Annotated in this window: 15 protein-coding genes; 9 read left to right on the forward strand and 6 right to left on the reverse strand. The window is 39.9% G+C overall.

The features are described from left to right. The first annotated feature begins 61 nt into the window (after positions 1–61). The gene (locus PMAN_RS12730) at positions 62–811 is read left to right on the forward strand and encodes a divergent polysaccharide deacetylase family protein (RefSeq protein ID WP_010556638.1); all 750 of its coding nucleotides are present in this window, start codon (positions 62–64) and stop codon (positions 809–811) included. Here PMAN_RS12730 and PMAN_RS12735 read toward each other — a convergent pair whose 3' ends face one another. The 6 genes from PMAN_RS12735 to ftsY form a co-directional block, all read right to left on the reverse strand. After that, positions 812–1,228 (reverse strand): hypothetical protein, encoded by a 417-nt coding sequence (locus PMAN_RS12735; protein ID WP_010556639.1) that lies wholly within the window; start codon positions 1,226–1,228, stop codon positions 812–814. Further along, positions 1,206–1,559, reverse strand: coding sequence for a hypothetical protein (locus PMAN_RS12740; protein ID WP_010556640.1), 354 nt, complete (start codon positions 1,557–1,559; stop codon positions 1,206–1,208). The genes PMAN_RS12735 and PMAN_RS12740 overlap by 23 nt, the downstream gene beginning before the upstream one ends. A 68-nt stretch (positions 1,560–1,627) precedes the next feature. Further along, positions 1,628–2,491, reverse strand: a complete 864-nt coding sequence (rpoH, locus tag PMAN_RS12745; RefSeq protein WP_008128777.1) for an RNA polymerase sigma factor RpoH — start codon at positions 2,489–2,491, stop codon at positions 1,628–1,630. Between the two features lie 441 nt (positions 2,492–2,932). Next, positions 2,933–3,919: a permease-like cell division protein FtsX gene (ftsX, locus tag PMAN_RS12750; RefSeq protein WP_006794807.1), complete on the reverse strand. Its 987-nt coding sequence runs from the start codon at positions 3,917–3,919 to the stop codon at positions 2,933–2,935. Beyond that, positions 3,916–4,593, reverse strand: coding sequence for a cell division ATP-binding protein FtsE (ftsE, locus tag PMAN_RS12755; protein WP_006794808.1), 678 nt, complete (start codon positions 4,591–4,593; stop codon positions 3,916–3,918). The genes ftsX and ftsE overlap by 4 nt, the downstream gene beginning before the upstream one ends. An 85-nt stretch (positions 4,594–4,678) precedes the next feature. Continuing rightward, positions 4,679–6,259 (reverse strand): signal recognition particle-docking protein FtsY, encoded by a 1,581-nt coding sequence (gene ftsY / locus PMAN_RS12760; RefSeq protein ID WP_479687538.1) that lies wholly within the window; start codon positions 6,257–6,259, stop codon positions 4,679–4,681. 227 nt (positions 6,260–6,486) lie between these two features. On the opposite strand from ftsY, the gene rsmD reads away from it, so the two are divergent. From rsmD to fis, 8 genes are all read left to right on the forward strand, one after another. Then, entirely contained in the window at positions 6,487–7,092 is a 606-nt protein-coding gene (gene rsmD, locus PMAN_RS12765) for a 16S rRNA (guanine(966)-N(2))-methyltransferase RsmD (protein ID WP_006794810.1), read from the forward strand. Positions 7,093–7,237: 145 nt separating this feature from the next. Next, positions 7,238–7,453, forward strand: coding sequence for a 30S ribosomal protein S21 (gene rpsU / locus PMAN_RS12770; protein WP_002957797.1), 216 nt, complete (start codon positions 7,238–7,240; stop codon positions 7,451–7,453). 19 nt (positions 7,454–7,472) lie between these two features. Next, positions 7,473–7,919, forward strand: a complete 447-nt coding sequence (locus tag PMAN_RS12775; RefSeq protein WP_008128764.1) for a GatB/YqeY domain-containing protein — start codon at positions 7,473–7,475, stop codon at positions 7,917–7,919. 239 nt (positions 7,920–8,158) lie between these two features. Then, positions 8,159–9,910, forward strand: coding sequence for a DNA primase (dnaG, locus tag PMAN_RS12780; protein ID WP_010556642.1), 1,752 nt, complete (start codon positions 8,159–8,161; stop codon positions 9,908–9,910). Positions 9,911–10,034: 124 nt separating this feature from the next. After that, a complete protein-coding gene (rpoD, locus tag PMAN_RS12785) occupies positions 10,035–11,879 on the forward strand; it encodes an RNA polymerase sigma factor RpoD (protein ID WP_006794813.1) in 1,845 nt (614 codons plus the stop codon). 66 nt (positions 11,880–11,945) lie between these two features. After that, entirely contained in the window at positions 11,946–12,827 is an 882-nt protein-coding gene (gene prmA / locus PMAN_RS12790) for a 50S ribosomal protein L11 methyltransferase (RefSeq protein ID WP_010556643.1), read from the forward strand. Between the two features lie 281 nt (positions 12,828–13,108). Next, positions 13,109–14,080 (forward strand): tRNA dihydrouridine synthase DusB, encoded by a 972-nt coding sequence (gene dusB / locus PMAN_RS12795; RefSeq protein WP_010556644.1) that lies wholly within the window; start codon positions 13,109–13,111, stop codon positions 14,078–14,080. Between the two features lie 19 nt (positions 14,081–14,099). Next, a complete protein-coding gene (gene fis / locus PMAN_RS12800; protein WP_002957804.1) occupies positions 14,100–14,390 on the forward strand; it encodes a DNA-binding transcriptional regulator Fis in 291 nt (96 codons plus the stop codon). Positions 14,391–14,421: the final 31 nt, after the last annotated feature.

A 14,421-nucleotide genomic window follows, 5' to 3' on the forward strand; every position in this document is an offset into this window, starting at 1 on the left:
TACTGGGCATAAAAAGATAATAAAAATTATAAACGTGAATACTATTAACAAAAAAATACGGATGTGGCTTTTTTTCAGTGTATGTATTGCTTGCTTTAGCGCTAATGCTAAACAAATAGCGATAGTTATTGATGATATAGGCTATCACCAAAGAGACTTAGAGTTTTTAACCTTACCTGGGCAATTGACCTATTCAATTTTGCCCCACACACCCTATTCGCAAGTTTTTGCAACACGTGCTAGCAAAGCAAATAAAGAGCTGCTTTTACATGTGCCTATGCAGGCACTTAACGGCAAAGCACTAGGGCCTGGTGCGCTTACTCTTGATATGGACAAAGCTCAACTTCAACAAACGCTAGGAACAGCACTAGCAAGTTTACCGCAAGTTAGAGGTGTTAATAATCATATGGGCTCTGCATTAACTCAGCAAAGCCAAGCCATGAAATGGACAATGGAAGTACTTAAAAAGCGCGAGTTGTACTTTTTAGATAGCCGAACAACTGGCTTAAGCCAGGCGCAAAATGCTGCAAACTTTTTTGGGGTTGAAAATATTGGTCGCCATGTTTTTTTGGACAACATAACAACAGCAGATCAGCTTCAGTTTAGGCTCGATGAACTTAAACAAAAAGCAACAGATCACAATTTTGCCATTGCCATTGCTCACCCTTATCCTGAGACCATTGCTTTTTTACGTAAAGCCCTGCCTGAGCTTACTCAACAAGGCTATGAGTTAGTACCTGTTTCTCAGTTAGTACAACGTAAATATATTCAGTTAGCGCAAGCTCAAGGGAAAACGATTAGCGCGCGATAATTAAATAGGGTACTTATTCTTTCTTGCTTGTGCCTGATAGTATTTCAAAATACTCTTTTGGCCGTCTTCACTAATTGGTTTCAGTGTTATTTTTCGTGTTTTTAGCTTTTCATCTTCCATCAATGTAAGAACTATGTGTTCATCTAGCTTTTTTGCACTTACAACCGCGCTATTAGCTATTAACCAACGTGAACGAATTAAGCCTTGTTTAACCTCTGAGTATTTAGAATAAAACCTAACCACTTCAATATTGCTATTAACAAAATACATAGTAATGAGTAGTACACCATAAAATGCAGCCATTGGTATAAAGAAGGCTCCAGGTAAAATTAATATACCTACATATAATTGTATTTGCAGTTTACCTTTATCAACTTTAATAATACCTGTAGGTTTATCGATGGTTTCTGTTGTCATTTTTCAGTGTCCTTTTGAATAGTAATTTAGCATGATCATCCATCATGTTTCTGATTGCGTAGATACCTATCAGGCCAATAGGCACAAAAAAAATAAAGCCGAGCATTGCTACAAAGCCAAATATCTTCTTACCAATTAATCTATAAATAAAACCAAATATAGTGAGCAAAAAAGCGGGGATTAAGATGTAGTTTACTTCGTAATAGTGTGGGTCATGCCCAATACTAATAATCACGCCTAGGGCGATAATTAACGACATTAAGTAGTAATTCAAAGCCAAATATCCTTTTAAAGCTTTTTTATAATCACTAGAACCTACATGAATGCGCATAAATTTTCAACAAAAAAGCCCTGCATATTAATGCAGGGCTTTTAAAAAAATTACGCTTTTAGAACGTATCAGCTCATAGCGCTTTGTAACTTTTTCATTGCTGTTTTTTCAAGCTGGCGAACACGCTCAGCAGATACACTGTATTTTTCAGCAAGCTCTTGCAGTGTTGCTTTATCATCAGACAACCAGCGCGCACTTACAATATCTTGTGAACGTTCATCTAGTGTTTTAAGTGCACTAAACAAACGAGTATGAGACTGTTCTTGCCATTGTTGCTGTTCAATGTCATCAGCTAAATCAGCAGAACCATCCGTTAAATATTGTACCGGTGAATAAGTGCTTGTTGGTGCGTCATCGTTATCATCACCCGTTAAGTCAAAGCCCATATCTTGACCGCTCATACGAGATTCCATTTCACGCACTTCTTTTTCGCTTACACCCAGCTCACTAGCAACAGTGCTAACCTCTGCTTGGTTAAACCAGCCTAAACGCTTTTTATTTTTACGAAGATTAAAAAACAATTTACGCTGTGCTTTTGTAGTAGCTACTTTAACTATACGCCAGTTCTTAAGAACAAATTCGTGTATTTCGGCTTTAATCCAATGCACTGCAAACGATACTAAACGAACACCCACGCTTGGGTCGAAACGTTTAACCGCTTTCATCAGGCCTATATTGCCTTCTTGAATAAGGTCAGCTTGTGGCAAGCCGTATCCCGAGTAGCTTTTAGCTATATGCGCTACAAAGCGCAAATGCGACATAATGAGTTGCTTTGCAGCACTAAGATCGCCTTCTTCCTGAAGTTTTTTAGCAAGTTCTTGCTCTTCTTCAACTTTAAGCATGGGGATTGTGCTGACCGCTTGAAGGTAGCCATCCATGCTTGCGCTTTGTTGTCCAACTGTAAGTGCCATTGCGTATAAATCTTTACTCATTTTTCACCTCGGTGATAAACATTTGAAACCATCTTAGCACTCTTTACTGAAGAGTGCTAACCCCAATTTAAAACTTTTTTAAAGTATAAATCAAGCGGTTTTTTAGCGTTATTGAAGTCTACTATAAGCGACTGAATAAGCGATGAATTAAGGGATTGCGGGTGATTAACGTCAGTTTTTCACTCTATTTACAATTCATGCTTGATATGGAGGGTAGTAGATAAATGTGACAGTTTTTATAGGACCTGAACAACCCAACCCAATAACATACGCGCTAAGCATTGAGTTACTTCACTTGTATTAGCTTGCGCGAATGAGGAAGAGATAAACACGCTTATAAAGTTAAATGTATATTCACAAAGTTTACTTTGAAGCGAATAAAGCGCCAATAGCATAACCTATATAGTTCGCTTGATTAACAGCGAGCTATATAGGTGCGTATTACACTTTGTCTGGCTCTATTTCTTTAATGTATCGATTTACAGATAAGTAAGAGCCAACAAACCCCAAACTTGTAGCAAGTAAAACTAAAAAGCCAAATTCGCTAAGCGTTAAACCAATGAGTAAAAAGTTAGTTTGATACACACCAGCCACACTGTTTACGGCTGAAGAAAGCCACCACATCATCAATGCAACTGATATAAAAGCAAATAATCCACCAATAACGCCATACCAAATACCAGTCCATAAAAATGGTGCGTGTATAAACGTATTTGTAGCACCTACAAGTTTCATTACTTGTATTTCTTCTTTTTTATCCATAATCGATAGGCGAATAGTATTACCTATTATAAGGGTTACAGAGGTTAATAATAACAAGGTAATGGTTATTACACTTTCTTTTAGCAAGCTAAGCAATGCATTTAAGCGCTCTAACCAGGCTATATCAAGTTTGCCAAAATCAACCTCACGTTCTGCTTCTAACTTGGTCATAAGTACCTTGGCGGCATTAGGTTGGCGATGCCGCTTAGTAGGTGTAACGAGCACAACATCGGGTAATGGGTTGCTATCTAAATATTCTAGCGCTTGCCCAAAACCTGACACCTCCTGAAACTCTTTTAGCGCTTGCTGTTTTGAAATAAACGTTACACTCTCTACTTCAGGATATAAGGCTAGGCGCTTAACTAGCGTTGCTGTTTCTTGTTTCGTCATTGTTTGTTTTACAAATAACGATATTTCACTAGCCTCTTCAAAGCCACTACTAACTTGCTGGACATTTTTAACCACTAAGTAAAGTGTGGCAGGAAGCGTTAAGCTTAATCCAAGTACCGCAATTGTCATCATAGATGCCAGTGGTGTACGCCACATTTCACCCAGGCTATGAATCCCTTGGCGAAAAATATTAACGATAAAAAAGTAGCCATTTGAAATAAATGATTTTTTTTGTTTTTCGTTTTTGTTTTGGCGGCTTTTAAACAGTAAACTCATAATGCCCCCTGCGCTAATGGATCTTCAAGCATTCTGCCATCCTTTAACGTTAAGCTCCTATACTTCATGCGTGCAACAAGGCCTAAGTCATGGGTAGCAATAAGTACGGTTGTACCATGCTTATTAAAGTCTTCAAATAATTTAAGTATTTCCATTGAGAGTTCAGGATCTAAGTTACCCGTTGGCTCATCGGCAAGTAAAATTGGCGGAGAATTTACAATAGCGCGAGCAATACCGACTCGCTGTTGCTCACCACCCGACAACATAGATGGATGGCATTTAACTTTATCGATTAAACCCACTTTATCGAGCGCACCATGAACACGCTTTGCAATTTGATTACGATGAGTACCTTCGATGATCAGCGGGAGCGCAACATTATCAAATACAGTGTATCGCTCTAATAATCGATGGTTTTGAAAAATAATACCAATATCTCGGCGAGCGTAAGGGATTTGTCGCGAGTTAACTTTATTTAAATCAACACCATTAATAAATACGTTACCAGCAGATGGACGTTCCATTAAACTGATAAGCTTTAAAAGTGTACTTTTACCCGCACCACTATGGCCTGTCAAAAAGGCCAATTCGCCAGGTTTTATATGAAAATTAACTTTTTCGAGGGCACGGTGCCCCCCTGGATAGGTTTTACTTACTTGCTGAAAATTTATCATTTTTTATTATGCCAACCTCATTAAAGTGTTAATGCAATTGGTATTCCTCGCAATTAAAAAGGGAGCAAGCTCCCTTCTTGGTAAATTAAGCGTCGTCCTCATCTTGGCTAAATAATGCATCAATAAAGTCATCGCTTTTAAATGAACGCAAATCATCAATACCTTCACCAACACCAATATAACGAATTGGAATGTTAAACTTATCAGCTACAGCAAAAATAACCCCACCTTTTGCTGTACCATCAAGTTTTGACAAAGTAATACCCGTTAAACCTACACATTGGTTAAACAAGTTTACTTGGCTAATCGCATTTTGCCCTGTACCTGCATCTATTGTTAGCATCACCTCGTGCGGTGCATCAGGATCTATTTTTTTCATTACACGAGCTATTTTCTCAAGCTCTTGCATCAAATTATCTTTATTTTGCAGACGACCTGCTGTATCAGCAATTAACACATCTACGTTACGCGCTTTTGCGGCCTGAAAAGCATCAAATACCACCGATGCACTATCGGCGCCGGTATGCTGTGCTATAACTGGAATACTATTGCGCTCACCCCATACTTGAAGTTGTTCAACCGCAGCGGCTCTAAAAGTGTCACCCGCAGCAAGCATGACCGACTTACCTTCATTTTGGAATTGCTTAGCTAGCTTACCAATCGTAGTTGTTTTACCAACCCCATTTACGCCTACCATTAAAATCACAAACGGTTTTTTTTCTGCTGGTATTGTTAATGGCTGTTCAGCAGTCTTTAGCATCGCTGCCATTTCTTGCTTCATTAACTCATATAAAGCATCACCATCTTTAAGCTGCTTTCTATTTGCACCGTCCGTTAATCTATCGATTAACTTCATGGTGGTATCTACGCCTAAATCAGCCGTCAATAATTGAGTTTCAAGCTCTTCAAAAAGGTCATCATCTATTTTTTTACCACTAAAAATAGACGAAAATCCTGCGCCAATATTAACGCGGGTTTTTAGTAATCCTTTTTTAAGACGTGAGAAAAAGCCTTCTTTCTTAGGCTTTTCTTCTTTCTTAGCTTGCTCTGCTGCAATACGTTCTTGCTCTAAACGCTGGGCCTCTGCTTGCTCTGCTGCAATGCGTTCTTGCTCTATGCGCTGCGCTTCAGCTTGCTGTGCTGCAATGCGTTCTTGCTCTATGCGCTGCGCTTCTGCCTGCTGTGCTGCAATGCGTTCTTGCTCTAAACGCTGCGCTTCTGCTTGCTGTGCTGCAATACGTTCTTGTTCTAAACGCTGCGCTTCAGCTTGCTGTGCTGCAATACGTTCTTGTTCTAAGCGCTGCGCTTCTGCTTGCTCTGCTGCAATGCGTTCTTGCTCTATGCGTTGCGCCTCTGCTTGCTGTGCTGCAATACGTTCTTGTTCTAAACGCTGCGCTTCAGCTTGCTCAGCAAGGCGATTTTGTTGCTCCACTCTCTGCTGCTCGGCTTCCGCTTGTTCTTTTGCTAACAGCTCAGCATTTGCTCGTTCTATTGCTAATTTTTCCGCTTGCTCTGCAGCAGCGCGTTCTTGCTCGGCTTTTTCAGCGGCAACGCGTTCTTCTTCTAAGCGTTTAGCTTCTTGCTCTGCTAAAGCTTGTTGTTTATCAGCCTCTGCTTTTTGTTCGGCTTGTTTTTTATCTGACTTACCAAAGCCGAGCCAAGACATTAATTTACTTTTTTTTGCCATACTTGCTAATAACCACTTATAAAAATCTGATAAACTAAAATTTGAAAATAGCTTGGAAGAGCCAACACACTTTGCCAGCCAAACAACCATTCAAAACATAAGTGTTCAATAGTAACACTTTTAATGCGGTTGAAAAATGAAGCTATACGTAATCTACTACAATATTATCTGAGCTAGATCCCAGATACCATTTTTTAGTGAGCTAAATGAGAAATAAAACAACTAAAAATAAAGCAATTACCAAATCTACTGATGGCTTTATTAGAGTGATAAGTGGGCAATTTCGCGGCCGAAAGCTTCCAGTAAAAGACGTACAAGGTTTACGCCCTACTACAGACCGAATTAAAGAGACAGTATTTAACTGGTTAATGCAAGACACGCGTGATGCTAACGTTCTCGATTGTTTTGCAGGTTCTGGTGGGTTGGGGTTTGAAGCTCTTTCGCGTTTTGCAAGTACTGCTCTTTTTATAGAGCTTGACCCAAGTGCAGCAAAGCAACTAGCGCAAAACATAGCAACACTAAAATTACAAAATGCACAGGTAAGGCACACTAACTCTCTTTCATTTTTAGAACAAAAAAATAGTAATACGCCTTTTGATCTTGTTTTTGTTGACCCGCCTTTTCGCAAAAATTTAGCTCAAACTAGCTGTAACTTATTAGAAATAAATAATTGGCTTAGCGAAGAAGCACTAATTTACCTCGAAGTAGAGAGCGATCTAAATACATTCAAACCACCTAGTAACTGGCTGTTAATTAAAGAAAAAAAAGCAGGCCAAGTATTTTGTAGACTCTACCAACGCCAGCTAAATTAATACTGTTTTACACTATGCGTTTCTGTTAATATTATCCTTTACATGTGGTGTTGCTTCGGATTACAATACCGCACCATTTTTGAACCACTTGATCAATGTTTGATCAACTTGAGCAACGCTCATAATTTAGGTAGGTGAATTTTTAATGCCAGTAATTAAAGTAAGAGAGAACGAACCGTTTGACGTAGCACTTCGTCGCTTCAAGCGTTCATGTGAAAAAGCAGGTATCCTTTCAGAAGTTCGTCGTCGCGAGCACTATGAAAAGCCAACAGCTGAGCGTAAGCGTAAGAAAGCTGCAGCAGTTAAGCGTCACATGAAAAAACTTTCTCGTGATAACGCTCGTCGCGTTAAATTATACTAATACATTAGGTCTTGTATAAATGAGCCTTTTAATAACGCTAAAAGATGCGCAAAAAGATGCGATGAGAGCTAAAGACAAACAACGTCTTAACCCTATTCGCATGGTACTTGCTGCAATCAAGCAACGTGAGATTGACGAGCAAATAACACTAGACGACGCAGGTATTACCTCCGTTATAGTGAAGCTTGTTAAACAACGTCGCGACTCTTACACTCAGTACAAAGATGCTGGGCGTGATGATTTAGCTGAAATTGAAGCCAATGAAATAGCAGCACTTGAAACCTTCTTACCTCAACAGTTGAGTGACGAAGAAATAATTGCTCTCATTGACGCGGCTATTGCTGATACTAACGCAGCAGGTATGCAAGACATGGGTAAAGTGATGGGTATAATCAAAAGCAAAGCTGAAGGTCGCGCCGATATGGGTAAGATCTCTGGTTTAATAAAGCAAAGATTAACCGCCTAACACTCCCTATACGTAAAGTATAATTGAAGTAAACCGAGCCTAGTGCTCGGTTTCTTTGTTTTTACGTCACTAAAAAGTAAACGTTATGCCTATATTCAAAAATGAAATTATTCGTACTGACTCTATTTATTTAGCCGTCATTTTGATAAGTTAAGGTCCAATTATTTATACCTTACGAGTATAAATTTTAAGTTTCACTTTCGTTATTCTTCTTAATATTTCAGGACTGTATTTTACTAATGGCTGGAAAGATCCCACGAAGTTTTATAGATGATTTACTTGCCAGAACCGATATTGTCGACCTGATAGACTCTAAAGTTGGGCTTAAAAAAGCCGGTAAAGACTATCAAGCGTGTTGCCCTTTTCATAACGAAAAGTCTCCCTCGTTTACGGTATCGCAAGATAAACAGTTTTATCATTGCTTTGGCTGTGGGGCGAATGGCAACGCAATATCATTTGTTATGGAATACGACAAACTAGAGTTTGTTGATGCCATTGAAGAGCTTGCCAGCATGCTCAACTTGGACGTGCCCCGCGAACAAGGCGGTAGCTCTGCGCCAGAACGTACCGCTGCGCAAAAGCGTTCAGATTACGATTTGATGCTTCATACAGCTCGCTTTTATCAGCACCAACTAAAGCACCACGCTAACTCGGCCGCAGTCATTGACTATGTTAAAGGTCGAGGACTGAGCGGAGAAACCGTTAAAAAGTTTATGGTTGGCTACGCCCCTAGTGAATGGGATGGCTTATGTTTACAACTTGGCCGTAATAAAGAACAAAAAGAGCAACTCGTCGAATTAAAGCTCGCCTCAGAAAAAACACCAGGCAGGCAGTTCGACTTTTTTCGCGACCGCTTAATGTTTCCTATTCGTGATAAACGCGGCAGAGTTGTCGCCTTTGGCGGTCGCGTTATGCAAGCTGATCAAGGGCCTAAATATTTAAACTCTCCAGAGACCCGAATTTTTCATAAAGGGTTTGAGCTTTATGGCCTTTATGAAGCTAAACAAGCACACAAAAAGTTAGAGCACATTCTTATCGTTGAAGGCTACATGGATGTTGTTGCACTTGCAGAAAAAGAGATTGAATACGCTGTTGCAGCACTGGGAACCGCCACAACAAGCGAACACATGCATACGTTATTTAGAACGACCGATAAGGTCATTTGTTGTTACGATGGCGACCGAGCTGGACGCGATGCAGCTTGGCGGGCACTTGAAAATGCGCTCCCCTACTTAAATGACGGTAAAGCATTGAACTTTGTATTTTTGCCTGATGGAGAAGATCCCGATTCATTAGTGCAAAAAGAAGGTAAAGAAGCATTCGAACAGCGTTTAAGTGAAGCCGATGACTTTACTAAAGTCATGTTTAACAAATTAAGCCAAGAAATTGATTTAACACTCGATTCGGGTAAAGCAAAATTACTCAGTGCAGCCCTACCGCTCATTGAAAAAATTCCGAGTGAATTTTACCAAGAAAATATTTTAGAGCAATTAGGCAGACTAATTGGGCGCACGCGTGAACAACTTAATAATCGATTAAAAACACCAAAGCAACAGCATTCTATTGAGCGAAAATTTAAAATAACCCCAATGCGACAGGCTATTGGTATTTTAATTCAGCATCCAAACCTAGCTAAAAGTGTTCCTTATTTACCAGAACTTGCACAAATGAACATTGCAGGTATTGGTTTATTGCTTCGCTTGCAGCAACAAGCACTTGAAAAAGAGACTATCACTACGGCTCAGATACTCGAATTTTTTAGAGATACTGACGATTATGAGCCTCTTATTAAGCTCGCTACTTGGCAACATGAAATAAATGAAGAACGTTTAGAGACTGTTTTTAAAAATACTTTTAAATTTATTGAAGATCAGTGTTTAAATTATCGACTAGAGACCTTATTAATAAAAGACAAGACACAAGGTTTAAATAGCGGCGAAAGACTAGAATGTCATTTACTAATGACAGCGTTAAAAGCGACTAACAGCTAGTCAGATCTAGTTTTGGATGTTATACTGTGCTATTCACTGCGTCACATTGTTCTGGTTGGCATTAATGTAAACCAAGTGATGGCGCCTGTTGTATCAACTTATCAGAGTGGAAGAAACAATCTCTATGGATCCAACTCCTCAGTCACAATTAAAACTTCTGATTCAAAAAGGTAAAGAGCAAGGCTACTTAACTTTTGCAGAAGTAAATGATCACCTTCCACAAGACATAATTGACTCAGATCAAGTAGAAGATATCATAAGCATGATTAATGACATGGGTATTAAGGTTAGCGAAAACGCGCCTGATGCCGATGAACTAATGATGCAAGAAACAACGACAGACGAAGACGCAGCTGAAGCTGCCGCTGCTGCACTTGCTACGGTAGAAAAAGAAATTGGCCGCACTACCGATCCAGTTCGCATGTACATGCGCGAAATGGGCACTGTTGAACTTCTTACACGTGAAGGCGAAATTGTTATCGCTAAGCGTATTGAAGAAGGGATCAACCAAGTACAAATTTCAGTTGCTGAATATCCTGAAGCAATCACTTACCTACTAGAGCAGTGGGATAAGTTTGAAGCAGAAGAAATGCGTTTAAGCGATATCATCGTTGGTTTCATTGATCCAAACGAAGACGAAGCGCCAATTTCAGCAACTAACATCGGTTCAGAATTAAGTGAAAAACAACTTGATGACGATGATGAAGACGATGACAAAAGTGACGATGATGAAGATGAAGAAGAAGTAGATACAGGCCCAGATCCTGAAGAAGCTCGCATTCATTTTGAAAACTTACGTGATTTATACAATAAAGCACGTGATACGTTTGAAGCTAAAGGTCGTTCGCATCCTGATTCACAAGCCGCCATTTTTGAAATTGGTGAGCTTTTCAGAACCTTCAAGCTAATTCCTAAACAGTTTGATCGCATGGTTAACAACATGCGCGAAATGATGGATCGTGTTCGTGTTCAAGAACGTCTAATCATGAAACAAGCTGTACAAATTGCTAAGCTACCTAAAAAAGCATTCGTTAAGCACTTTGCTAATAACGAAACAGATCCTTCGTGGGTTGATTTAGAAATTTCAAACAACGAGAAATACTCAGCTAAACTTGAAGAAGTTAAACCTGAAATAATTCGTTGTATCAACAAGCTATCTATTATTGAGCAAACAACTGGTTTAAGCATAGAGCGTATTAAAGACATTAACCGTCGTATGAGTATTGGTGAAGCAAAAGCGCGCCGTGCGAAAAAAGAAATGGTTGAAGCTAACTTACGTCTTGTAATCTCAATTGCTAAAAAATACACAAACCGTGGTTTACAGTTCTTGGATTTAATCCAAGAAGGTAATATTGGCTTGATGAAAGCGGTAGATAAGTTTGAATACCGTCGTGGTTATAAGTTCTCTACTTATGCTACGTGGTGGATACGTCAAGCTATCACTCGCTCTATTGCCGACCAAGCAAGAACTATCCGTATCCCGGTACATATGATCGAAACGATTAATAAACTTAACCGTATCTCTCGTCAAATGTTACAAGAAATGGGTCGTGAGCCAAATCCTGAAGAATTAGCAGAACGCATGATGATGCCAGAGGATAAAATCCGTAAGGTACTTAAAATTGCTAAAGAGCCAATTTCGATGGAAACACCAATCGGTGATGATGAAGATTCGCACTTAGGTGACTTTATCGAAGATACCACCATTGATTCGCCAATCGATTCGGCAACAATGGAGTCGCTTCGTGGTGCAACTAACGATGTACTAGCCGGCTTAACAGCGCGTGAAGCAAAAGTACTTCGTATGCGCTTTGGTATTGATATGAATACCGACCACACCTTAGAAGAAGTAGGTAAGCAGTTTGATGTAACACGTGAGCGTATTCGTCAAATAGAAGCGAAAGCACTGCGTAAATTACGCCACCCTTCTCGCTCAGATTTACTAAAAAGCTTTTTAGACGCTAAGTAATTTAGCGCTTTGTATAAACTAAAAAGGCCGCTGTAGCGGCCTTTTTTCTATTTCAAGGAAATAAAGATGGCTTGGATCCAAATCCGTATCAATGCCAATGCTGCAACCGCAGATGCAGTAAGTGACCTATTAATGGAAGCAGGCAGTGCGTCTGTTACCTTTATGGATGCTAAAGACACACCTATATATGAGCCAAAAATTGGCACTGTTGAATTTTGGGCTGACACCACTGTTATTGGTTTATTTGAAGCTAATCACGATATGAACGAAGTGATCGCACTATTAAAACGCCACGACGAAATAAATGAATCACTCGTTTACAAAATTGAACAGCTTGAAGATAAAGACTGGGAACGTGAATGGATGGATAACTTCCACCCTATTCAGTTTGGTGAAAAGCTATGGATTTGCCCTAGCTGGCGCGATATTCCTGATCCTGATGCTGTTAACGTTTTACTTGACCCTGGCCTTGCTTTTGGCACAGGCACACACGCAACAACAGCTCTGTGTTTAAAATGGCTAGAAAGCCAAGACCTTACCGGTAAAACCGTTGTGGATTTTGGTTGTGGCTCGGGCATTTTAGGTATCGCTGCTATTAAACTGGGTGCTGAGCGCATGATTGGGATTGATATTGACCCACAAGCACTTGAAGCAAGTCTTGATAATGCAAACAGAAATGGCGTAGCCGATAAGCTAGAAGTGTACTTACCAGAAAACCAACCTGAGTTTACTGCTGACATTGTTGTGGCTAATATTTTAGCGCAACCTCTGCGTGAGCTTCACAGTGTGATTTTAGGATTGTTAAAGCCAGGTGGCAAAATTGCCATGTCGGGCATATTAGAAGAGCAAGCCCAGTCAGTAGCTGATATTTACGCCCCTTTTATTGGGCTAGATAATATTGCCATTGAAGGTGATTGGACTCGTGTTAGCGGTACAAAAAATAGCTAACCATATACATTATAAATTTTAGAGTATTAACTCAAAAGTCGCATGTAAAGCCTGTATTTAACAGGCTTTACTATTTTTTTACAAAATAAAAAATAAACATTATTTATTATAAAAACATCATTCGTTCAAATTTCACACAAATAAACCCTTCCGTCATACGGTTATCAAATGTCAATACGAAAAGAGCAAAAAAAAGTCACTTTTGTTCAATTTATAGCCTTTGATTTTTGTCAAAAAAGCCGTAAACTTAGCGCCCCTTGAAAAGAGGCCTATTGAATACAGTGCGTATCGGTAAATACCAACTTGAGAATAATGTAATTGTTGCGCCTATGGCCGGCATTACAGACAGACCATTTAGACAACTCTGCCGTCGCTTAGGCGCCGGGCTTGCTGTGTCTGAAATGTTATCGTCAAACCCAAAGGTTTGGAAAACTGAAAAGTCGATGAATCGTATGGATCACAGCGGTGAGTCGGGTATACGCGCGGTGCAGATTGCAGGAGCTGATCCTGAGCTTATGGCGCAGGCCGCACAATTCAATGTTGCTAACGGTGCACAAATCATAGATATCAATATGGGGTGCCCAGCAAAAAAAGTGAACAAGAAACTCGCAGGCTCTGCTTTATTACAGTTTCCTGAACTCGTGGAAGAGATTATTGATGCAGTGGTTAATGCTGTTGATATACCTGTAACACTTAAAATCCGTACAGGATGGGATCCGGACAACCGTAATGGTGTAGAGATTGCGAGAATAGCTGAACGTTATGGCATTGCATCACTGGCTGTACATGGGCGAACACGCGCATGTATGTATAAAGGTGAAGCAGAGTACGCCACGATTAGGGATATAAAACGTTCAGTGTCAATTCCTGTTGTTGCAAATGGTGATATTACCTCGCCAGAAAAAGCAAAACAGGTTTTAGACTATACGGGTGCAGATGCCATTATGATTGGTCGAGCCGCCCAAGGTCGCCCTTGGATATTTAGGGAGATAGACCACTATTTGCGAACTGGTGAACACATGCAGCCACCTGCTATTGCAGAGGTGCGCAGTATTTTAATGGAGCATTTAACAAACCTCCATGCGTTTTACGGTGAGCCAATGGGCGCGAGAATTGCTCGCAAACATGTATCTTGGTATTTGCAAACCCATGACAGTGATGGTCAGTTTAGGCGAGTATTTAATGCGCTCGACAACTCAGAAGCACAGGTCGTCGCATTAGAGCAATACTTTAAAACACTAGCAGCTAACTAAGAAAGAAAGAGACTTTATAATGTTCGAACAAAACGTGACTTCTCCATTTATCACAAACCCTCATGTTCAGTCACACGAGAAACCGCAGCCATTGCGTGATGCAGTAAAAAAAGCTGTTCACCACTACTTAAAACAGCTTAACGGTCAAGATGTGCAAGACGTTTACGACCTTGTTCTTTCAGAGCTAGAAGCGCCATTACTTGAAGAAGTAATGACATACACACGTGGTAACCAAACTCGTGCAGCTATTTTACTAGGTATCAACCGTGGTACTTTACGCAAAAAGCTTAAAAAATACGGCATGAACTAATATGCTGGCTGTGATAAATCACAGCTGTTTA

Source organism: Pseudoalteromonas marina, assembly GCF_000238335.3.
GTDB lineage: Bacteria > Pseudomonadota > Gammaproteobacteria > Enterobacterales > Alteromonadaceae > Pseudoalteromonas > Pseudoalteromonas marina.

What these genes read in the sequence shown, in the direction of transcription:
- ftsX (WP_006794807.1), bottom strand. Translation starts at nt 3,919, where the DNA reads ATGAGTTTACTGTTTAAAAGCCGCCAAAACAAAAACGAAAAACAAAAA.
- rpsU (WP_002957797.1), top strand. Translation starts at nt 7,238, where the DNA reads ATGCCAGTAATTAAAGTAAGAGAGAACGAACCGTTTGACGTAGCACTT.
- rpoH (WP_008128777.1), bottom strand. Translation starts at nt 2,491, where the DNA reads ATGAGTAAAGATTTATACGCAATGGCACTTACAGTTGGACAACAAAGC.
- prmA (WP_010556643.1), top strand. Translation starts at nt 11,946, where the DNA reads ATGGCTTGGATCCAAATCCGTATCAATGCCAATGCTGCAACCGCAGAT.
- dnaG (WP_010556642.1), top strand. Translation starts at nt 8,159, where the DNA reads ATGGCTGGAAAGATCCCACGAAGTTTTATAGATGATTTACTTGCCAGA.
- PMAN_RS12740 (WP_010556640.1), bottom strand. Translation starts at nt 1,559, where the DNA reads ATGCGCATTCATGTAGGTTCTAGTGATTATAAAAAAGCTTTAAAAGGA.
- PMAN_RS12730 (WP_010556638.1), top strand. Translation starts at nt 62, where the DNA reads ATGTGGCTTTTTTTCAGTGTATGTATTGCTTGCTTTAGCGCTAATGCT.
- rsmD (WP_006794810.1), top strand. Translation starts at nt 6,487, where the DNA reads ATGAGAAATAAAACAACTAAAAATAAAGCAATTACCAAATCTACTGAT.
- PMAN_RS12735 (WP_010556639.1), bottom strand. Translation starts at nt 1,228, where the DNA reads ATGACAACAGAAACCATCGATAAACCTACAGGTATTATTAAAGTTGAT.
- ftsY (WP_479687538.1), bottom strand. Translation starts at nt 6,259, where the DNA reads ATGTCTTGGCTCGGCTTTGGTAAGTCAGATAAAAAACAAGCCGAACAA.
- rpoD (WP_006794813.1), top strand. Translation starts at nt 10,035, where the DNA reads ATGGATCCAACTCCTCAGTCACAATTAAAACTTCTGATTCAAAAAGGT.
- fis (WP_002957804.1), top strand. Translation starts at nt 14,100, where the DNA reads ATGTTCGAACAAAACGTGACTTCTCCATTTATCACAAACCCTCATGTT.
- ftsE (WP_006794808.1), bottom strand. Translation starts at nt 4,593, where the DNA reads ATGATAAATTTTCAGCAAGTAAGTAAAACCTATCCAGGGGGGCACCGT.
- PMAN_RS12775 (WP_008128764.1), top strand. Translation starts at nt 7,473, where the DNA reads ATGAGCCTTTTAATAACGCTAAAAGATGCGCAAAAAGATGCGATGAGA.